This is a genomic window from Paenibacillus hunanensis, assembly GCF_014645615.1.
Taxonomy (GTDB): Bacteria; Bacillota; Bacilli; order Paenibacillales; family Paenibacillaceae; genus Saccharibacillus; species Saccharibacillus hunanensis.
This window is the reverse complement of sequence record NZ_BMMB01000002.1, coordinates 206960-227781: the sequence shown is the minus strand read 5'-3', so window position 1 is coordinate 227781 and position 20822 is coordinate 206960. Positions and strand designations below refer to the sequence as shown.

At 47.1% G+C, this 20822-nt stretch carries 18 protein-coding genes; 17 read left to right on the top strand and 1 reads right to left on the bottom strand.

Annotated elements, in window-relative coordinates:
* Positions 1-104: 104 nt before the first annotated feature.
* The 11 genes from IEX62_RS04485 to IEX62_RS04435 all read left to right on the top strand — a co-directional run bounded on the left by IEX62_RS04485 (position 105) and on the right by IEX62_RS04435 (position 11421).
* A complete protein-coding gene (locus tag IEX62_RS04485) occupies positions 105-806 on the top strand; it encodes a pirin family protein (RefSeq protein ID WP_188774226.1) in 702 nt (233 codons plus the stop codon).
* A 17-nt stretch (positions 807-823) separates the two neighbouring features.
* A complete protein-coding gene (locus IEX62_RS04480) occupies positions 824-1153 on the top strand; it encodes a hypothetical protein (protein ID WP_188774225.1) in 330 nt (109 codons plus the stop codon).
* A 367-nt stretch (positions 1154-1520) separates the two neighbouring features.
* Positions 1521-1853, top strand: a complete 333-nt coding sequence (locus tag IEX62_RS04475; RefSeq protein ID WP_188774224.1) for a hypothetical protein — start codon at positions 1521-1523, stop codon at positions 1851-1853.
* Positions 1854-2379: 526 nt separating this feature from the next.
* Positions 2380-3042 (top strand): ThuA domain-containing protein, encoded by a 663-nt coding sequence (locus IEX62_RS04470; RefSeq protein ID WP_188774223.1) that lies wholly within the window; start codon positions 2380-2382, stop codon positions 3040-3042.
* Positions 3043-3404: 362 nt separating this feature from the next.
* Complete coding sequence (locus IEX62_RS04465; RefSeq protein ID WP_188774222.1) at positions 3405-3734, top strand: phasin family protein; 330 nt, start codon at positions 3405-3407, stop codon at positions 3732-3734.
* A gap of 1 nt (position 3735) precedes the next feature.
* On the top strand, positions 3736-5406 hold the full coding sequence (locus IEX62_RS04460; RefSeq protein WP_188774221.1) for an ABC1 kinase family protein: 1671 nt from the start codon (positions 3736-3738) through the stop codon (positions 5404-5406).
* Between the two features lie 193 nt (positions 5407-5599).
* Positions 5600-5968, top strand: a complete 369-nt coding sequence (locus IEX62_RS04455) for a hypothetical protein (protein ID WP_188774220.1) — start codon at positions 5600-5602, stop codon at positions 5966-5968.
* Positions 5969-6604: 636 nt separating this feature from the next.
* Positions 6605-8056 carry a SulP family inorganic anion transporter gene (locus IEX62_RS04450; protein WP_188774219.1) on the top strand — a complete coding sequence of 484 codons (1452 nt, stop codon included), beginning with the start codon at positions 6605-6607 and terminating at the stop codon, positions 8054-8056.
* A gap of 288 nt (positions 8057-8344) precedes the next feature.
* Positions 8345-10060 (top strand): DEAD/DEAH box helicase, encoded by a 1716-nt coding sequence (locus tag IEX62_RS04445; protein ID WP_188774218.1) that lies wholly within the window; start codon positions 8345-8347, stop codon positions 10058-10060.
* Between the two features lie 428 nt (positions 10061-10488).
* Positions 10489-10914, top strand: coding sequence for a DMT family transporter (locus IEX62_RS04440; protein ID WP_188774576.1), 426 nt, complete (start codon positions 10489-10491; stop codon positions 10912-10914).
* Positions 10915-10926: 12 nt separating this feature from the next.
* Complete coding sequence (locus tag IEX62_RS04435) at positions 10927-11421, top strand: DMT family transporter (protein ID WP_188774217.1); 495 nt, start codon at positions 10927-10929, stop codon at positions 11419-11421.
* A gap of 331 nt (positions 11422-11752) precedes the next feature.
* On the opposite strand, the gene IEX62_RS04430 is transcribed toward IEX62_RS04435, so the two are convergent.
* Entirely contained in the window at positions 11753-12355 is a 603-nt protein-coding gene (locus tag IEX62_RS04430) for a hypothetical protein (RefSeq protein WP_188774216.1), read from the bottom strand.
* A 339-nt stretch (positions 12356-12694) separates the two neighbouring features.
* On the opposite strand from IEX62_RS04430, the gene glsA reads away from it, so the two are divergent.
* From glsA to IEX62_RS04400, 6 genes are all read left to right on the top strand, one after another.
* Positions 12695-13636 carry a glutaminase A gene (gene glsA, locus IEX62_RS04425; protein ID WP_188774215.1) on the top strand — a complete coding sequence of 314 codons (942 nt, stop codon included), beginning with the start codon at positions 12695-12697 and terminating at the stop codon, positions 13634-13636.
* 412 nt (positions 13637-14048) lie between these two features.
* Entirely contained in the window at positions 14049-15104 is a 1056-nt protein-coding gene (locus IEX62_RS04420; RefSeq protein WP_188774214.1) for a FecCD family ABC transporter permease, read from the top strand.
* Positions 15101-16126, top strand: coding sequence for a FecCD family ABC transporter permease (locus IEX62_RS04415; protein ID WP_188774213.1), 1026 nt, complete (start codon positions 15101-15103; stop codon positions 16124-16126). The genes IEX62_RS04420 and IEX62_RS04415 overlap by 4 nt, the downstream gene beginning before the upstream one ends.
* Positions 16127-16348: 222 nt before the next feature.
* Positions 16349-17215: an ABC transporter ATP-binding protein gene (locus tag IEX62_RS04410; RefSeq protein WP_188774212.1), complete on the top strand. Its 867-nt coding sequence runs from the start codon at positions 16349-16351 to the stop codon at positions 17213-17215.
* A gap of 836 nt (positions 17216-18051) precedes the next feature.
* A complete protein-coding gene (locus tag IEX62_RS04405; protein ID WP_188774211.1) occupies positions 18052-19413 on the top strand; it encodes an FAD-dependent oxidoreductase in 1362 nt (453 codons plus the stop codon).
* 358 nt (positions 19414-19771) lie between these two features.
* The gene (locus IEX62_RS04400) at positions 19772-20812 is read left to right on the top strand and encodes an ABC transporter permease (protein WP_188774210.1); all 1041 of its coding nucleotides are present in this window, start codon (positions 19772-19774) and stop codon (positions 20810-20812) included.
* Positions 20813-20822: the final 10 nt, after the last annotated feature.

The following is a 20822-nucleotide window of genomic DNA, read 5'->3' as shown; positions in this document are numbered from 1 at the left end:
GAAATGAGTGTAGACCCTATCGAATCCAGCTTTGTGCATGTAGGCGCCGCTTGCATCTAAACAGATCAGGCAGGCTATTTAAATTTTGAGGAGGCAATCCGTCTATGATTCAGGTGTATCCTGCAGGTGAACGGTTTCATTTTGACCGTGAGTGGCTGCGTGGCAGTCACAGCTTCTCCTTTGGTGAATATCAGGACCCGAACAATATGAGCTTTGGGCCACTGCGTGTGTTTAACGATGATACGATTGCGCCATCGTATGGCTTTGGTGCACATCCGCATAGCGATATGGAGATTGTATCGATTATTTTACAGGGACAGCTTCGACATGAGGACAATATTGGTAATGTGGCAGTAAGCTCCTTTGGTGGTATTCAGCGTATGTCCGCAGGCACTGGTGTTATTCATACGGAGCATAATGCGTCCAAGGAAAACGATTGTAATCTGTTGCAGCTCTGGTTTGAACCGGAGGTACGCGGATTGACGCCATCGTATATGACATCTTCATTTAATCCAGCATCATTGAATGGGAAGCTGGTTCCGGTCGTGAGCCGTCAGGGTGGAGAGAATCAAGCGACGATCCATCAGGATCTCACGATTTATCTAAGTCGTCTGGAAAAGGGCGAGCAGATTGAGTTTGTGCAGCAGCCGAATCGCCGCATGTATGTATTCGTGATTAATGGTGCACTGCGTCTTGGCGATGGACAGGTATTGTTTGCACGTGATGCGGCACGAATCGAGCAGGAAAGCCGTCTGGAGCTGACGGCGGAGCAACCGGTATTCTGGATGCTGATTGATTTGCCTTGAGCACAAGGGGGATGACTATGAAGGAAACGGTAATGGTGAAGCATGCGGTAACAGGTCGCGAGTTTTTGAATAATAATCGGCAAGCGCTGGATTATCAGTTTTCCGAGTTGCCAGAGGGACGCTATCGGCTGGAGTTTGCTGGGATTGAGCCAGAGCTGGCGCAGGATATTTTGCGTTTTCGGCAGGAATTGAATATGTTCCGCTTTGAGCTTCCAGACAATGAGCCACAGATTAAGCACTGGTATTATGTGAACCCGGAACGAGTACAGTTTGATGCTGAGCAGGGGCGTTTGACGATTGAGGCGGATTCGCAAATCCGCTATTTGCCAACGGACTACTGGGCGTAAGTGTAGCTTTAGTCGTTTCGTCTAGGAATAGAATGTAAAAATAGGCCAGTTACCCTAGGTGACTGGCTTTTTGTTGTTGAAAATGAAGATGTTAAGAATGAAAGGGAAGTCGCTATTGGTAGAGAAACAAAAGCGAAGACGTAAAGGTAGTGGAGGATGAGGTGCAGGTATGTGACAGGCATGATCAGGTAGATCATTATGTTATATACGTATACTCACCCATTGTATGCTATACTTACTATATAAACTCTAAGAAAATGCAGTGGACTTGTTAACATCGCTTCGATTTTTAACAGGCTCGCTGCATTTTTTGCTAATGTATACTTTTCTAAACTTAACTATCCATATTACAGCTACAGGAGGTCAAATGATGAACTTAACTAACGAACAGGTCATTCACGAAACATTTGGTGTAGGGCAAGTAGTGGAAAATGACAACGAGCGTATTACCGTCATATTTGATCAAAATGTAGGCCGCAAAAGCTTCGTTTTTCCAGATGTGTTCAGCAGCCATTTGAAAATAAGCAAAGCGGATATTCAGGACACACTGAAAAAAGCATACGAGGCGAAGCTCAAACAGCAAGCCGAACAACAGGTGATTGAGAAGCGCGAAGCCGAAGAAGAAGCGGTTCGTCTTGCAGAAGAGCAAGCTCAGGCGAAGAAAAGTACTCGTAAAAAGGCAGTAAAAAAAAGTAGCTAACATTCTTAAATAATGAACAGCATGATGCTTTCATGGCAACGGAAGCAATTATGCTGTTTTAATTTTATAAAGCCTGATCGCTACATAATAGCTAGTTCGGTAGCCACACAGCATCAATAAGCACTCAAGACAATGGAAACAAAAGCAGAAAAATAACAATAACCCGCACCAGCAACAAAAATAGAATTAACGTAAATAACACCCGAATTTTAAGCTTCGACTACTTAATGCTTGCTATATTGCTTCAGTACTTATCTATATCTTTCCACCTAAACATATAAAATTTGAATTATATGTAAAATAAAACTGAAATACGGGTAAGGACATAATGAAGCCTATGCAGAAAAGGATAGAACTTTATTATGCTCCCTTATTCTGCATGCTTAGCAGGCTGCCTAAGTTTGCAAATTTAAGAACAAACACCGTGCTGAGTTAGATCGAAGTCAGATAAACGCTATCAGCGCGTCTTTACAATGCAAGCGAAGCAAGCCAACTTTCCCAATTCAGAAAGGAGAATCGATTATATATGAGTACAACCTCCAATTCCAAGACACATATCCGCCAGGCATTGTTGATTGGGGATTACGGAGATGACGCACCGTACCATCCGTTAGACCAGATTCAAGGACATATCGATAAGCTCATGCCGGAGGGTTGGGAGTTGCATGTGAGTGATGATTATGACATGTTTGAAATGGAGCGTCTGGAAGCGTATGATCTGTGCATCGTCTACACCGACGCATTCAACAAGAAGATCAGTTCAAGGCACGCCGCTGGTATTATTACATATGTAGCGAATGGAGGCGGCTTATTGATCCTCCATTGCGGCGTTTCATTACAGGAAACACGTTACGAGTTAAAGCAACTGATGGGAGCACAGTATCGTGGTCATACCGATTACCGTGCACTGGAAATGCATGTGTCCTCTCACGCGCATCCGATCATGAAGGGGATATCCAGTTTTGTGATGGAAGAGGAGCCCTATGAGTTCACTCTATTACCCGGCGCAGAGCGAACGATTTTGATGGAATATGTGATGGATGACGAAATGTGGCCTGCGGCGTGGTGCTCGGAATATGCGCTGGGGCGTACCGTTTATGTGATGCCAGGACATCATGCGCCTTCTTTTGAACAACCGGAGCTGCTTCGTCTGATCGCACAAAGCATGATCTGGGCAGCAGGGGAGTAAAGAGAAGGAATGATATACGAATGGTACCAACAGCAGACGCAAGCATGTTGCTATCCCATTCCTGTCAAAGGTATAGGTGTGCAACGATGATCGATTCTGTCGAGCGTATCTCCTATGGTTGTACGCTCGCTTCACCGCACTTAATAACGGGTAATTGATGCTTTATTCAAATGAAAGCTGGCATGCAGGCAGGATTAGGCATATGGACGGAGAACCGTTATACTAAGAACAGATAGATGACGCATGGTCATATTGGCATGAACCGATCATATTGCAATAAGATGGATCGGAGTATGCCAATATGCAAAATGGAAGTAGACGAAACACATGACTGTACTCAAATGATGTCAGGAGGAACGGAAATGAGCGATTTGTTCAAAAAAGCATTGTCTCTTGGACTTGGCGTAACGGTAGTAAGTAAGGAAAAGGTGGAAAAAGCAGTCAATGATATGGTGAAGCGCGGTGAACTGGCTCCATCTGAATCCCGTGCACTGGTGGATCGTTTGATGGATCGTGGTGCAGAGGAGCAAAACCAGATTAAAGATTGGGTTCGTCAACAAGTGCAAAAGGCCCTGACCGAGCTGGATGTGCCGACACGAGCGACCATCGACCAATTGCAGCAACGGATTACAGTTCTGGAACAGCGACTGGCTGAAAAGGAACAAGATCAGCCGCAGCCGCCACTAGCCTGAGATGTCTCTTCATATCCGGCATGCCGGGAGGTATAGAGAAATCGCCATGGCGCTGATGCGTCATGGCTTTGGTTATATGGTCGAAGAAATGGGTTTGAACCGCATGCTGTCAATCCCGCTCAAGCTCGCACGTCGAGATGTGCACGGCATTCGTACAGTAGGCGAGCGAATCCGGCTCGTATTAGAGGAGCTAGGCCCGACGTTTATTAAGCTGGGTCAGCTCGCGAGTACGCGCTCGGATCTGTTACCGGAAAATATTATCGAGGAGCTGGTGAAGCTACAGGATCAGGTGCCGCCATTTGCTGGTGAAGAAGCACGGCAGATCATCGAGCTAGAGCTAGGCTTGTCGATTGAGGACATGCTGGAAAGCTTTCAGGAGGAACCTGTCGCGGCGGCTTCGATTGGTCAGGTGCATCTGGGCAAGCTGCATTCGGGCGAGCTGGTAGCGATCAAGGTACAGCGTCCCGGTGTGGCGCGCATCGTACAGCGTGATTTGGAAATTTTGCAGGATCTGATCGGTATCGCCAAGCGTCATATGGATTGGGTTTCGCAGTACAATATTAGTGAGATTATTGACGAATTTTCCAAATCGATGCGTGCGGAGCTGGACTATAACGTGGAAGGGCGCAATATGGAGCGTTTGGGGCAGAATTTTGCCAATGATCGGCGTATCCGTATTCCGAAAACGTTCTGGAATTACACATCCGCACGGGTGCTGACGATGGAGTTTGTCGATGGGATTCATATGGGCAAGCCGGACGAGATCGTGCAGCAGGGGTTGCAATTGCCTGATGTCGCACAGCGTCTGGTCGATTCGATGCTCCAGCAGATTTTTATCGATGGCTTTTTCCATGCTGATCCGCATCCAGGTAATCTGCTGGCGCTGCGTGACGGACGCGTAGCGTATCTTGATTTTGGGATGATGGGTCGGCTGAATAGCGATACGAAAAATGGTCTGGCAAGCTTTGTGATCGCCATGCTACGTAAAAATACTGACAGTATGGTACGTGCCATTCTGAGGCTGGGCTTTGTACCGGATGATATCGATATCGCTGCGATGCGCGGTGAGCTGGAACGGCTGCGTGATCAGTATTATGAAGTGCCTTTCTCCCAGATTAACCTGGGCGAAGCACTCAATGAAATGTTCGCCATTATTCGTACATTTCGTATCGATATCCCGTCCGATCTCGCCCTGCTGGGCAAAGCACTGATCACACTTGAAGGCGTGATTGGCAGACTTGACCCGAACCTGAGCATCGTGAAAATGGCAGAGCCCTTCGGTCGCCGCCTGCTTGGTGAACGCTACAGCCCCAAACGTCTGCGCGAACGCATCACCGATGGCGCACTACAGGCCATCGAGGTACTCACCGACCTGCCACGCCAGACATCGGAGCTGTCACGCGTAATCCGCTCAGGCAAGCTAAAGGTCGAAGTCAACGTCCCCGAGCTTGGCGAGCTACTCCACAAAATGGATCAGATCGTCAACCGCCTGGCATTCAGTATCGTATTGCTCGCCTTCTGCATCATCATGGTCGGCTTAATCATCGGCTCATCGCTACGCGATCAGAGCCCCATCCTATGGGGACTCCCTGTCGTCGAGATCGGCTTCAGCATCGCAACGCTGATGGTGCTATGGTTGCTATTCGCGATCTTTAAGTCGGGACGGTTTTGAACTGTTATGCATCAATAGAGCACATAATTAGACAGACAGCTCATAGGCAAGTGATGATGGATTGTAATTACGGCATAAGATAAAGGTTATAAAATAACAATGCTATATCATTCAAGAGCGGGTCTTCTGCCCGTTCTTTTTTGCATAGCAATGAAAGTGTATACTTTTAAAAATGGCTGGAAAGGAGAACGGAATGAATAAATCTTTTGTTGGCATACTCGCAATTATATGCTCTGTAATGGTTAGCTTATCGATATTGGGGGGATTTTACATATTAAGTGAATCTTCGAAAAAACAAGAGAGTGTAGTTTCTTCTGTAAATTCGGATACGACCAAAGAAGTAATGAACGAGCAGGAGTTAGCAAGTTATCTAGGACTGACCACTTCTAATATAGAGGACATATTGAAACAAGACGCTTCTATCAAACAACAAACCGGTGGTGGAGTTTTCGATACCTATCAATTCCTACCTTACTTCCAGACAGCATCTGGACAGAAAATATTTTATAAAGAAGAAGTAAATAACTGGCTTTCTTATCAGACAAAGAGAATAAAATCTTAAGCATAGTCATCTTTTTTTGGTAAAAGGTCTACTCAGGGTAGGCCTTTTACGTTTTTCTAACGTTATAAATATTTTAATTTATACTAAATACTGATACGGTATAGCGTAGATATCATGATGTTGGAAAGTTCTGATTCTGAATAAGTATTCTAAAATTTATAAGATATCTAATAGATCGTATACGAGATACGCACATTTATTTTGAGTATAGTCTCGTTGATAAAACAACGTAGTAACTATTTAAAAGTCTACTTAGCCTGATGCGACAAGCACAGAACGGAGGAAAGGAAATAAGGGAAAAGGACTCCTTTGGAGGGGCGGGAATCTACATTTATTCCCAATCCAGTAGATTCCCGCGGCTCCACCCGAGTCCGTTCCCTTATTCCTTACCGGAGTGGTGTCCGCCCAAACTACTAAATTTCATATCATAACGCTTACATCCACAAAACATCTAGCCGTACATAATCAAATTGAGTATAATGAAGTCCTATGTTCATCCACGGCCCCGGTTGTCCTGCGAGAGGACACCCATTTATTTTGCAAACAAGCATGGCATAATGCTTCATTCGATCAGTCCTGTCCGGCAACTACACCTATGCAATCGGATCGCTGCGTTATGCCCGAAAGAGGAGGATTATGACCTATAAACAACAATGGTTTGGTAATATCCGTGCTGATGTACTGGCAGGGATAACGGTAGCGCTTGCCCTGATCCCGGAGGCGATCGGGTTTTCGATTATTGCAGGGGTAGACCCGATGGTCGGTCTGTACGCTTCGATCTGTATCGCGATTGTGATCTCACTGGCGGGTGGACGTCCGGGGATGATCTCGGCAGCAACAGGTGCGATTGCTGTGCTGGTCGGCACATTGGTTGCGCAGCATGGCGTAGAGTATCTGTTTGCAGCGACGATTCTGGCAGGTGTGTTTCAGATTATACTGGGCTGGCTACGAATTGGACGCTTTATTACATTTATTCCGCAATCGGTTTTGACCGGATTTGTGAATGCGCTGGCGATCGTTATCTTTTCCGCGCAATTGCCGCAGTTTGTAGGCGCGAGCTGGTTGATGTACGCGCTGGTGGGTCTGACGCTTCTTATTATCTATGTGTTACCGCTGTTTACAAAGGCAGTGCCGGCTCCACTGGTAGCGATTATTATCGTGTCGCTACTGACGTTCTTCCTGCATCTGGATGTGAAGACGGTGGGCGATATGGGAGATTTGAGTAATAAGCTGCCGTTTTTCCATTTGCCTGTTGTGCCGATTAGTTGGGATCTGTTCGTGACGATTTTGCCGTATTCGATCTCGATCGCATTTGTCGGTTTGCTGGAATCGTTGCTCACCGCGACGATTGTGGATGAGATGACCGATACGAAAAGTGATAAAAACCGTGAAGCCAAAGGACAGGGACTTGCGAACATTGTGAGCGGTCTGTTCGGCGGTATGGCTGGGTGCGCGATGATCGGGCAGTCGGTCATTAACGTGAAATCAGGTGGGCGCGGACGCCTGTCTACATTTATCGCAGGCGCATTCCTGCTCGTGCTGCTTGTCGTACTCGGTACAGTGGTACGCGAGGTGCCGATGGCGGCGCTCGTCGGCGTCATGATTATGGTATCGATCGGAACATTTAGCTGGAATTCGCTACGCACGATTCATAAAGTGCCGCTGGCAGAAGCCGTGATTATGGTAACGGTCGTAGTGATCGTCGTGCTGACAGACAATCTATCGATTGGTGTCGGCGTTGGTGTGGTCATGAGTGCACTGCGCTTTGGCTGGAAAATGTCGCAGCTTCATATTACAGAAGCACAGGATTCGTCCAGCGAGCATCGTGTCTATCAGGTGCGCGGACAGATGTTTTTCGGAACGATGAGTCAGTTTATCGATTATTTCAAGCCACAGGATGATTCGGATGAGGTGACAATTGATTTTGCTCGTTCGCATATCTGGGATCATTCGGCAGTGATTGGGATTAGCAAGCTGCGTGATAAATATACCGCAGCTGGCAAAACGATTCATATTCGCGGTCTAAACGAGGAAAGCCGTGAGCTGTATGACCGACTGAATCATGGAACGATTTCATCCGGGCATTGACGGGAAGCCGAATACACGTTATATTGACCCTAGGAGATTATGCCATTTGCACAGTCTTCGCTTGTTCTGGCATTGTGCTATAACGAGCAAAATGGAACCGCAATAGCATGTTTTATTTTCGAATGAGCATAGTGTATCTGACGATATAGACGCTGAAGCATCGGGATGAACCGATGCTTCTTTTTACGAGCAGCGATTGCGCTCCAACTGGCCTGAGTCGTACCCTTGTACGGCTGCACAGCAATGTGCGGACGGGCTGCCCAAATTTTATGAGAATAGGTGAATTCATTGACAACCAACTTTAATTCCTTTGACATTTCGTCTGCTGCGGTAGAACTGCTGGCAGCGAACGGCATTGCCCAGCCGACTGAAGTGCAGCAAGCCTCGATCCCTGTATTGCTAAAGGGTGACGATGCGATCGTACAGGCGAAGACCGGTACAGGTAAGACGCTGGCGTTTTTGCTCCCGATTTTTGAAAAGTTAAACCTGAATGTAACGGGTGCTCCACAAGCACTGATCGTCGCTCCAACGCGCGAGCTGGCACTACAGATTGCTACTGAAGCACGCAAGCTTGCGGATGCATATGAAGGTGTACGTATTCTGGCAGCTTATGGCGGTCAGGATGTAGAGCGTCAGCTGCGTAAGCTGGAAGGCGGTTGTCACCTCGTTGTAGGTACACCAGGACGCCTGCTTGACCATATGGGTCGTGGCACGCTGGATATGACGAAGATTCGTACGCTTGTACTGGATGAAGCGGATCAGATGCTGCATATGGGCTTCCTGAAGGAAGTAGAGCAGATCATTCTGGCAACGTCACCTTCCCGTCAAACGATGCTGTTTTCCGCAACGATTCCTGATGGGATTCGCCGTCTGTCGGCTCAATACATGCGTAAGCCGCATGATATTCGTGTCGGTACAGAAGAAACTGTTCCGCTGAATCTGATCCGTCAGCTTGTTGTAGAATGCACACCACGCGGCAAACTGGCTGCGTTAAACGAATATATTGAACGTGAACGTCCGTATCTGGCTGTTATTTTCTGCCGTACGAAGCGCCGTGCAGCGAAGCTGAATGAAGAATTGCAGGAAATGGGCTATGCATCGGATGAGCTGCATGGTGATCTGTCCCAGAACAAGCGTGAGCAGGTCATGAAGGCATTCCGTGATGCGAAGCTGCAATTACTCGTTGCTACCGATGTGGCAGCACGCGGTATCGACGTTGAAGGGGTAACTCATGTATTTAACTATGATATCCCGCAGGATGTTGAATATTATATCCACCGTATCGGTCGTACCGGTCGTGCAGGTGGTAAAGGTCGTGCGATCACATTTGTTACGCCACATGATCGTCGTGAGCTAGAGCAGATTGAGCGTGAAACCGGGCAAAATCTGCCGCGTGAAATTTCGAATACGTCGGCACAATCCGAGGATTCTGGCGAGCTGTTATCCAATGTTCGTTCACCTAAGCCACGTGCAGGCTCCAAAACTGGCAATGGTAGCAGCAGAGGCAAACGCAGTGAATCCGGTCGTTCCGAGCGCGCACAGAGCAGCGGCGGTCGCTCCGGTGGTAGACGTTCAGCACGTGGTGCTGGCGGCGAGCGCGGAGGCGCATCAGCATACGGCTCCGATGCTCCAAAACGTACAGGTAAAAACAAACGCCCAGCTAAATCTGCACGTGTAAGCGAGCAAAATGCAGTATCCAGCTACGATGCAGATGCACCGAAGCGTACAGGCTCCGGTCAATCGCGTACAGGTTCTAGCCAGCGCACAGGCTCTGATCAGCGCAGCGGCAAGCCAGCGCGTTCTGGTGGTAACGGTACAGCGATGTCTCGCCGTACAGATGAGCAGGGCAACTTCCGTCGTGATTCGTCCAAAGGAAACGGAAGCAAATCCAGTAACGGTAGTGGCAATGGACGTAGCCGTGAATACGGACCAGGCAGTCGCCAGAGCAGCAGCCGTTCCACACGCGGTGGCTCCGATGGTGGCAATCGCCGCGGACGTCGTTAATCTAATGTAGGGTGCCTGTAGGTGAAAGTAAGCCTACCGTTGCTCGGCAAAATCATGGTGTAAGATTCAATAGCATGATTAGCTTGCCACAATAAGATGACGGCACACCATTATCAGGCTTATCATTTAAATTGAGCGATTAGATCGCAGAATAGCTAGAAAAGGGTGCTCCTATGGAGCATCCTTTTTGTCTGTAGTGCGGTTGGAGTATGGCTTTGCATCTATCGTCCAATTGTATGTAGATGCTGTAGATGGGTACTCAAGCTATCTTTTTTGTTAACGATGATAGGGACAGATGCTAGCTCAAAGTGCAGAACCAGCGCGCTATATTGATCAGCAATGGGACATATGTCCTTTTCGCGAATGGTAATATACTTTTTAATGGAAACAACAGGAACACAGATAGGAAAAGGGAGGAACACGAAGTGCTGAAAGGAATTCTGTTCGCACTGCTGGGCGGTGCCTGTATTACACTGCAAGGCGTAGCGAACAATCGCATTAGCTATGATATCGGTACATGGCAGGCGGCAACGATTACCCAGCTCACCGGCTTTATTTTAGCAGCTCTGGTGCTAGTGGTTGTAAGGGATGGTAGCTGGAAGGATATGCGTCAGGTGCCGGCACTGTACTGGTTTGGCGGAGCCTTTGCTTCGGTCATTATTTTCAGTGAAGTGACGGCGATTCAATATATTGGCGTTACTTTTACAATTGCGATGCTGCTCATTGCGCAACTCTGTATGACGTTTGTGATTGATAGTCGAGGCTGGTTTGGTGTATTGCGTCGAAAAGTTACAGTGCCACAATGTATCGGTGTGATGCTGATGATTGCAGGCGTACTGATTTTGAAGCTGTAGGAGGAACGAGATATGGTTATGGGCATATTGCTCGCTATTGTAGCTGGCGCATTGGTCAGCTTGCAGACGATTTTTAACAATCAGGTAAATGCTAGAGCTGGTTCATGGGCGACCACGACACTGGTACTCGGGATGGGCTTTATTGCTTCATTTATCGCCAGCCTGATCTTTGAGGGTAGCGCGACATTTTCACTACAAAATATGAAGCCGTGGTATTGGATTAGCGGTGCGATTGGCGTCGGTGTGGTCTTTTGTCTGGTGCAGGGGATTAAGCGTCTGGGTCCGACTTTTGCTACATCGATCGTGCTTATTGCACAGCTCAGTACAGCGCTGCTATTTGATACAACAGGCTGGCTGGTTGCGCAGAAGATCGCGCTCACACCAGGTAAAATTATCGGCGTACTCGTCATTATTGTCGGTATTATCGTCTACAAATTCGGTGATCGCTGGGTTGGTAAAGCTGCACGCAGCAAAAAGCCTTCCACGTCACACACGCTAGGACAATAATCGTCGGCAGGCGTCAGGCATAGAATGCTTCAGACTTATAGCTTCAGATCATACGATAAAAGAAAAGGCAGACGGTCGATATGAGCCGTCTGCCTTTTTCGTATTGGAAGTTATTTAAAGCTATTTTTAGAAAGCAAGCGGATCATCTCAGTGTGATGCCATTACACAGGCTGACATTCCTGTGGTCATGCTAGGAAGCAGCAAGATGGCATCCCCATACTTTATCACATGTATCGTATTACATCAGACTGTCATTTTAAAAGTAAGGAATCAGACACCCTGACAACAAGGTAATCCGAACGAGCTGCCATCTACCTGAGCACTGAGCAGCTTAGCTTGAGATTCCATTCATAATCGTCTGTAGACTGGCACGCGTATTCTCGTAATTCAGGAACGCTCCTGCAATCTTCGTCAGCATCCATTGCTCATCATGCTTATGATAATGGATCGTGACCGCATTCGGCAGCAGATATACCAGTTCATCCGTCAGATCAAACGGCTCCAGCTTCACGCCAGCGCCAGTTGCATGCAGAAATAATCCTTCAGGTGTGCGGATCCCAATCTCACCGCAGTCGGAGCAATCTGCCCATACATCCACACTATCAAACAGATACGTACCATCCAAGCATCGGAACGTCATATTGACCGCATGTCCCGCATAATGGAAGGTTAACACCTCGTGTTGCCCGTCGCCCCATACTTCATCCGCCTGCGGCTTGAGTGCATCGAGCGCAGGAATTGCGCTACCAGCCAGACAGAGGGGGAGCTGTCCCTGAAATGCATACTGTTCAATCGGAACCGTCGCGATTGCTGCTCTGAATTTGCCGTTCATCGGATCACCACTTTCTGTTAAATGGAGTACGGGTACAAAACCAACGCCAGAGGCGTGTACACCGTTATGGACATTATACCGTGTTTTACGCAAAAAGCTCATTTTGCGCTCAAGTTATACATTCGACATACCAACCGAATTGCCTTCTCTGCTATAGTAGAACATAGTCATAGCTACAAAAGAATAGCATAGGACGCTAGCGTAAGCTCGGATACGATCGAGGTCTTTTACGTGAAGCGGTGAGGTTTACGATGTACGGCTCGCTATCCATGTACGTAATCGATGTATGTAATTGATGTACGTAGCTAGCACGCAATCTATTCCGAACAACATTGTCCAGATAGCAGGCTCACCGTGCTTTCCGCTCCAGCGTAATGCCCTGTCATACAGTAACAAATAGATCAAGCAGAACAAACTAGATACAATAGGAGTGGTGCATACATGAGTATGGAACAAATGCAAAAGCTAAAAAAGAAGTTGCCGGAATGGCTGGAAACGAGCCGCCTGCGTACAGGTCAGGGCGATGTAGCCGCCTATATTCCAGAGCTGGCAAAAGCATCACGTGATACGCTGGGCATTCATATTGCTGATTCACAGGGACAGACGGTATCGGCTGGAGATTGCGGTCTGCCATTTACGATGCAGAGCATTTCCAAAGTGTTCACGCTGATTCTGGCGCTCATGGATCATGGCGAGGAAGCGGTCTTTTATAATGTAGGCAAGGAGCCAACGGGCGATGATTTTAATTCGATGATCAAGCTGGAGCTGGTGGAGCCGGGGATTCCATTTAATCCGTTAATTAATGCAGGAGCGATTACCGTATCGTCGCTCATTGCTGGCGATAGCCCGGAGGAGAAGTCGGAGCGGATTTTGCAATTTTTCCGTAAGCTCGCTGGTAATGATCGACTCGATTACAATATGGATGTGTATCATTCTGAGCTGGAGACGGGTGATCTGAATCGCTCACTGGCTTATTTTCTTAAGCAAAATGGTGTACTAAAGGATCCGGTGGAGGATGTGCTATCTGTTTATTTCCGCCATTGCTCGATTGAGGTGGATTGCTCCGACCTGTCGCGTATGGCGCTTGTGCTTGCCTTTGACGGGGTCGATCCGCAGAGTGGAGAGAAGCTGATCCCACGCCGCTATATCCAGATCGCTAAGACCTTTATGGTCACCTGCGGTATGTATAATGCATCCGGTGAATTTGCGATTGATGTAGGTCTACCTGCGAAAAGTGGCGTGTCCGGTGGTATTATGGCACTTGTACCGGGACAGTATGGGATCGGTGTCGTCGGTCCTTCATTGAACAGCAAAGGTAACAGCATCGCCGGTGTTCATTTACTGGAGCGTCTGTCGAAGGAGTTTGACTGGAGTCTGTTTTAGACGATGTAGTCTCGTTGCCTGAATCACAATTCAAGAGCACCGAATGAGACTCATCTTACCTTTTCAGATCATGATGTAGCTCATTACATGGAGACGATAATTAGCGAAGTGTGCTGGCATTGAATAGCATATGACATCAAATTATTAGACAAAGCCATCAGAGTAGGGATAAATTCCGTACATTCTGATGGCTTTTTTGTGATTACGGTTGACAAGTGATAATGATTATCAGTATCTTAAATGATATGCAACAAATATGAAGTTATGATGAATATCGTAAATCAAGATAATGTTCTCGATACAGCAGTATAGATCAGCATCCGATTCATCAGCGTAAGACAGACTTAACTTTGTTACGCTGCGATGGTCGTACAGGGATGACTGATCAACCCATGTGGAAAGAGGCTTGGTTATGACTCGCAAGACGTTTGTGAAAGGTCGACAGACCTCACCCAAAGAAGAAATCTGGTCTCGGCCTTACGCAGCGCTTCTCATTATTATTGGCGGATTGGTTTTACTAGCATTTGGACTGGCATTTTCAGTAGCGAAAGGTAGCCGCGAGATTCCCCTGCATGTCGTCTGGCAGGCGCTGACGCATTTTGATGCGAGCAATCAGCTGCATCAGATTATCTGGGAGCTGCGTCTGCCGCGTGCGATTGCAGGAGCGCTCGTTGGTGCTTCGTTCGCTGTCGCCGGGGCGCTGATGCAAGGGATGACGCGTAATCCGCTGGCTGATCCGGGGCTACTCGGGATCAATGCTGGCGCAGGCTTTGTGCTCGCTCTGTGCTTTGCCTTTTTTCCAGGACTAGCCTTTAACCAGCTGATTTTATTTTCCTTTATCGGCGCTGCGATTAGTGTCGCGCTGGTATATGGGATTGGCTCACTCGCACGTGGAGGTCTAACTCCGGTCAGGCTGGCTCTAGCTGGTGCGGCTGTAGCTGCGATGCTGGTCGCGCTGTCGGAGGGGATTGCGCTGTACTTCCGCATTTCTCAGGATCTCGCATTCTGGTATGCAGGCGGTGTAGCAGGTGTGACGTGGAATCAGGTGGATATTTTATGGCCATGGATTGTTGCAGCTCTGATCGGGGCATTACTGTTATCTCGATCGATAACGATTCTCAGTCTGGGCGATGATGTAGCTGCCGGATTAGGACAGCGTACCGCGCTTATCCGACTCGGCGCTGTGCTTGTCGTGATGGTGCTGGCAGGTGCCTCGGTGTCTACAGTAGGAGCGATTGGCTTTGTTGGCTTGATGGTTCCACATGCGGCGCGTGCACTGGTCGGTGTCGATTATAAATGGATCATTCCGACATCGGCGATTCTCGGTGCGCTGCTGCTCGTCTTTGCCGATACATTTGGCAGATTGCTGAACCCACCGCATGAGCAGCCGGTCAGTGCGCTCATTGCCCTGATCGGTGTTCCTTACTTCTTCTATGTCATTCGGAAGAAAGTGGGGGATAATCTGTGAATGAAGCTGTATTTCACCGTAAACGGACACTGCGCACGCTGATTACATTGATCATACTGGTATTGACCGCCTTTGCAGTGCTGCTGATCAGTATGAATACAGGCTTTACGAAAATGTCGCCACTTGAGGTGTTACGTACATTATTTGGCGGCGGAACACCTCGTGACGAGCTGGTGCTATTCCAGTTCCGCTTGCCGCGTATTGTGATTGCACTGCTGGTCGGTATGGGCTTAGCGGTAGCAGGGGCGATCCTGCAAGGTGTATCGCGTAATGCACTGGCAGATCCCGGTATTCTCGGTATTAACTCTGGTGCTGGTCTTGCGGTCGTATTGTTCGTGGTAACGAATCCGATGCGCGAGTCCGCATCCCCGATGCTGCTACCTGTGCTAGCCTTGGTCGGCGCCTTTGCTGCTGCCGCAGGCATTTACCTGATGGCTTATAAAAAGAACAAAGGCATCTCGTCCTCGCGTCTGGTGTTATCCGGTATTGCAATGGCAACCGGGATCAATGCATTGATGATCGTGCTCACGCTACAGCTGGACCCCAATGAATTCAACTTCATTGCGACCTGGCAGGCAGGAAGCATCTGGGGAAGTAACTGGAAGTTTGTCGTTGCCTTACTGCCGTGGATCATCGTATTGCTACCCGCGGCACTATGGAAGGCAAGGCAAATGAACGTCTTTTCCCTCGGAGACGATACAGCGACTGGACTTGGTTCGTATCTGAATCGTCAGCGCCTACTGCTGCTGGTGATTGCGGTAGCACTAAGTGCAGCCTGCGTTGCGGTTAGTGGAGGCATCGGCTTTGTCGGACTGCTGGGGCCACATATCGCTCGGCGACTGGTTGGACCGCGCTATGAGCATGTGATTCCAGTCAGCGCATTGATCGGCGGCGTACTGTTACTGGTAGCTGATCTGATCGGGCGTACATTAATGGACAACTCGGAAATTCCAGCAGGCGTCATGGTTGCGATTATCGGAGGGCCGTACTTCCTGTACCTGCTCGCTCGTTCGCGTACCTAATCGGCTGGTACACATGATGGAACAATATTTACGTTGAAAATAACTACCGTGGCTAATGCTACGGAATGAACTCATACAATTCATGCTACACATTGCAAGCTAAACCTGAAACACGTCGTAAGCAAAACAATAACAATGATGGTGAGTCTGGCGAATCACGCCGCTAATTATGATATGCAGCTATACCGATACGGATGAGCTGCCTGAAAGGGATGGGTAAATATGGTGCGTTTGATGACTTCCAAACTGGATATTGCTTATGAGGATCGTTTGATTGTAGAGGATCTGAACATTCAGATTCCACAGGGACGTATTACAGCACTCGTCGGTGCAAATGGCTCTGGTAAATCAACGATTTTGAAAACGATGGCACGTATTATGCAGCCGAAAAATGGTTCTGTGCTGCTGGACGGCAAATCGATTCATAAGCAATCGACACGCGAGGTTGCCAAACAGCTCGCTATTTTACCACAAACGCCGACCGCACCGGAAGGCTTGACCGTAACCGAGCTCGTATCATATGGTCGTTTCCCATATCAGAAGGGCTTTGGCTCGATGAAGGCAGAGGATAAGGAAAAGATCGCCTGGGCGATGGAAGCAACAGGCATGATCGATTTCCATGATCGTCCGATCGATCAACTATCTGGTGGTCAGCGCCAGCGTGCATGGATTGCCATGTCACTGGCACAGGATACCGATATTCTGTTCCTGGATGAGCCGACCACGTATCTGGATATGGCGCATCAGCTGGAAGTATTACAGCTACTGGAGAAGCTGAATGCTACCTCCGGTCGTACGATCATCATGGTTGTGCACGATCTGAACCATGCGTCCCGTTATGCTCACCATATGATCGCGATCAAGAAGGGCAAGGCGATTGCCGAAGGCTCTCCAACAGAAGTCATGACATGCGATGTACTGCGCGATGTATTTGGCATCGAAGCCGATATTATCGTCGATCCACGTAGTGGCGTACCATTGTGCCTGCCGTATGCGCTGGAAGGTCATACACATGAAGCCGTACAGGCGGAGCAGAAGGTACAGCAGGTTCGCCAGCAAGCACCGATGCTGCAAGCGGTTCGTAACTGATCGTAAGCAGAACAGCAAGGATCAGTTGATTGCAAAAGCATTAATACGGAAGCATCCATATTCAAGCAGCAGTGTGAAGTCTGTTGCCGAATGTTTACTACTACTGTATGTTTCGCTTCTATATAGAACGATATATAAATAGAACGTTATGTAAAGAGCCACAGTCGATACGATTGTGGCTCTTTTGCTGTGTTTTTTGTTTGAGGTGAGAGCTAGATATAGGACAATAGCAGAAACGAAGGTGTATTTTAATGGCGGCTAGATCGGATTCTACGCATCCTCATTACAGGCTATGCACTTTCTCATATTAAAATTGTGAAAATATGAACAAAGTATGAACATCCATATAATCTATTGCATTGTGACAAAAATCACAATATAATAATCACATAAGGTGAAAACATTCACAAACCAATCGTTTCCACCATACCCCAATCGGTAACGGTTATCGTCATCCAGCGGAATCATCCTCATATGCTTCGATGTAGATGACGTAGCCATTGCCAATCATACAGACAGAATCGTTCTTATCAATGAGCCGAACGATAAGGTAGCAAACGACAGCATCCAAGGATGCTCAGGTAGAAAGCAGCAGTATGAAGGGATCAACTGGCTCCAAGTAAATCTAGACCCTGTAGACCAGATCGTATTCGCAGAAGTAGACGAGTCGCTTCAAGCATCAACCGTAGTCGTTTCGTATCACCATAAATGTGAATGTATTCACTAAGTTGTCTGCCCATTCCGCAACGATGCGTGATGGAGCAATGAACTGCTGCACATGTCGGAATGGATGACCAGCTTTGCACAAATATAGAACCACACAGGAGGAAGAAATCATGAAAGTAGCTGTTATTGGATGTACACACGCAGGAACCGCCGCCATCGTCAATACCGCTAAGTTGTACCCGGATGCTGAGATTACCGTTTACGAGCGTAACGATAATATTTCATTCTTATCTTGCGGTATTGCATTGTATGTAGGTGGAGTCGTTGAGGATGCACAGGGACTGTTCTATTCGTCGCCACAGCAACTGGCCGAGCTAGGTGTAACGACCAAAATGCTGCATGAAGTGACCTCCGTAGATACCGACGCCAAAACATTAACCGCACGCAATCTGAACACAGGTGAAGTGCTGACCGATACATTTGACAAATTAATCGTAACGACCGGCTCGTGGCCGATCATTCCGAAGTTCGAAGGCATTGAGCTAAACAATATCGTCCTGTCGAAAAACTTCAACCACTCCAATACGATCATCGAAAAAGCGAAAACCGCACGCAACATCGTCGTTGTTGGCGCAGGCTATATCGGTGTCGAGCTGGTCGAAGCGTTCCAGATGAATGGCAAACAGGTGACCCTGATCGACGCAGAGGATCGCATTTTGAGCAAATATCTCGATCCAGAATTCACTGCACGTACCGAGCAAACATTGACCGAGCAAGGCATTCAACTGGCGCTGAACGAGAAGGTTGTACGCTTTGAAGGTGAGAATGGCAATGTGACGACCGTTGTTACCGACCGTGGTGAGCATACTGCGGATATGGTTATTCTGTGCATCGGCTTCCGTCCACAAACCGAGCTGCTTGCCGGACAGGTCGACATGCTGCCGAACGGTGCGATCATCGTCGATAAATATATGCAAACGAGCAAGAAGGACGTATACGCTGCGGGCGATAGCTGTGCGATCTACTACAACCCAACAGGTCAGCACGCTTATATTCCACTCGCAACGAATGCAGTACGTATGGGTACACTGGTCGCACGTAATCTGGTGCAACCAACTACTGAATATATGGGCACACAGGGCACATCCGGTATCAAAATCTACGAAGACAACATCGCGGCAACCGGTATGACCGAAACCGCTGCGCGTCTGGCTGGACTGGATGTAGAAGCATCGACAATCGAGGATAACTATCGTCCAGAGTTTATGCCTACGCATGAGAAAGTAACCTTGAAGGTCGTCTACGAGAAAACAAGCCGCCGTATTGTAGGCGCACAGATCATGTCGCACGCTGACCTGACGCAGTCGATCAATACGATCTCGGTGTTCATTCAAGCCGGCATGACCGTCGATCAGCTCGCCTTTGTCGACTTCTTCTTCCAGCCGCACTATAACAAACCGTGGAACTATCTGAATAGTGTAGGTCTGCAAGCACTGCCTCCAGTGGCTGTGAAGGAGCCAGTGAACGCGTAAGGGACGTAATGTTCAGGTATAGATGAGTTTAATGTAGATGAATTGGAGTTTTAAAGATTGCAATTGCTGTACAGTAAATAGAAGTGAAAGAACTAGAACAGGTTGCGATGACGAAATTGCTATACTTGAATCCACGTTACACATGCTGGATGAAGATAAACATATGTGTTCAGCATGTTTGATATAAACGAAAGCCTACTTGCGATTGGGATGCAAGTAGGCTTTTTATTTTTTTGGAGTTTATGTGTCTTTTTTGGTAAAATAAAGAAATGTGTTCCTGTCGTAGTAGCTCCGTTTCTATACATTAGCAGTATCTTATTCAGATCACTCATACTTACAATCAGGAGTTGAGCATTGCATGATCATAGCTTTTTCAAAGTTAATCTGGAATTCGTGGAAGCATCATACACTCATTACGCTATTCATTATGTTGAGCGTATTGATTTCGCTTACCTTTTTAACAATTACAATGTCTGCTATTCAAACCCAGGTCGATCAGATTCATTACTTCACGTCCACCAAAACGATTACGTTCAAAAAGAATGCACCCATCACAGAACTAGAGAAGTTAAAAGCAAAATGGAAGGAGGCACAATGGATCCAAGCAGCCTCCATTACAGGCAATCCAAGGAAGCTTCCTATTCAGTATAACGATAAAATAAGTAATTACTACATATCACCCTATGATCCAGAACAATTCCAAATGAATGGCAGAACCGATATCGATTTGAAAAATAATGAAGTATACATTTCTGTACAGCTTGCTTCTAAATTACTAGGCTCCGATATACATATCGAAAATCCTAAAATCATAATCAATAATAAACCTTACATTATCAAATATATCGATAAGGAAGCTTTAGGAGATTTTATAACTTTAAATTATAAAAATGCACCTTATAAAAATGTAGAATCTAATAATGTTCAGGTTGTCACGACGAATGATCAAGCGATTACTAAAATTATGAATGATCTAAAACCATACAAACCTACATTGTCTGATCTAGAGACGTCAACGAAAAAAGAAGCTCAACAAAGGATTACATTTTTAGTCGTGGTGGCTATACTGCTGCTCATGATTGCCTTAATCAATTTTATTCAGCTTTACAATTATAAGCTATCGCTGGATGAGAACAAATGGTATATGTTGACTCTGTTAGGCGCTAATCAGAGAACCGTACAACTGTATATGTATGTGGAATGTCTGGCAATATGCTTCATTGCTTTTTTATTAAGTGGATTGGAATATGTACTATTTCATCAGCTGATCGATTCTACAATTTTGAAGCAAACGTTCAAGCTCCCTGTATTTATCATACTTAACCTGGTAGCTATGATCGTGATGATGCTCATCGTGGGCATTTTTACGAAAAAATTCAAAATGAAATTCAATTTTTAAAAGGAGCTGA

Coding starts and splice junctions, on each gene's coding strand:
- IEX62_RS04480 (WP_188774225.1), top strand. CDS start 824: ATGAAGGAAACGGTAATGGTGAAGCATGCGGTAACAGGTCGCGAGTTT.
- IEX62_RS04475 (WP_188774224.1), top strand. CDS start 1,521: ATGATGAACTTAACTAACGAACAGGTCATTCACGAAACATTTGGTGTA.
- IEX62_RS04405 (WP_188774211.1), top strand. CDS start 18,052: ATGAAAGTAGCTGTTATTGGATGTACACACGCAGGAACCGCCGCCATC.
- IEX62_RS04450 (WP_188774219.1), top strand. CDS start 6,605: ATGACCTATAAACAACAATGGTTTGGTAATATCCGTGCTGATGTACTG.
- IEX62_RS04410 (WP_188774212.1), top strand. CDS start 16,349: ATGGTGCGTTTGATGACTTCCAAACTGGATATTGCTTATGAGGATCGT.
- IEX62_RS04455 (WP_188774220.1), top strand. CDS start 5,600: ATGAATAAATCTTTTGTTGGCATACTCGCAATTATATGCTCTGTAATG.
- IEX62_RS04435 (WP_188774217.1), top strand. CDS start 10,927: ATGGTTATGGGCATATTGCTCGCTATTGTAGCTGGCGCATTGGTCAGC.
- IEX62_RS04460 (WP_188774221.1), top strand. CDS start 3,736: ATGTCTCTTCATATCCGGCATGCCGGGAGGTATAGAGAAATCGCCATG.
- IEX62_RS04430 (WP_188774216.1), bottom strand. CDS start 12,355: ATGAGCTTTTTGCGTAAAACACGGTATAATGTCCATAACGGTGTACAC.
- glsA (WP_188774215.1), top strand. CDS start 12,695: ATGAGTATGGAACAAATGCAAAAGCTAAAAAAGAAGTTGCCGGAATGG.
- IEX62_RS04485 (WP_188774226.1), top strand. CDS start 105: ATGATTCAGGTGTATCCTGCAGGTGAACGGTTTCATTTTGACCGTGAG.
- IEX62_RS04420 (WP_188774214.1), top strand. CDS start 14,049: ATGACTCGCAAGACGTTTGTGAAAGGTCGACAGACCTCACCCAAAGAA.
- IEX62_RS04470 (WP_188774223.1), top strand. CDS start 2,380: ATGAGTACAACCTCCAATTCCAAGACACATATCCGCCAGGCATTGTTG.
- IEX62_RS04465 (WP_188774222.1), top strand. CDS start 3,405: ATGAGCGATTTGTTCAAAAAAGCATTGTCTCTTGGACTTGGCGTAACG.
- IEX62_RS04400 (WP_188774210.1), top strand. CDS start 19,772: ATGATCATAGCTTTTTCAAAGTTAATCTGGAATTCGTGGAAGCATCAT.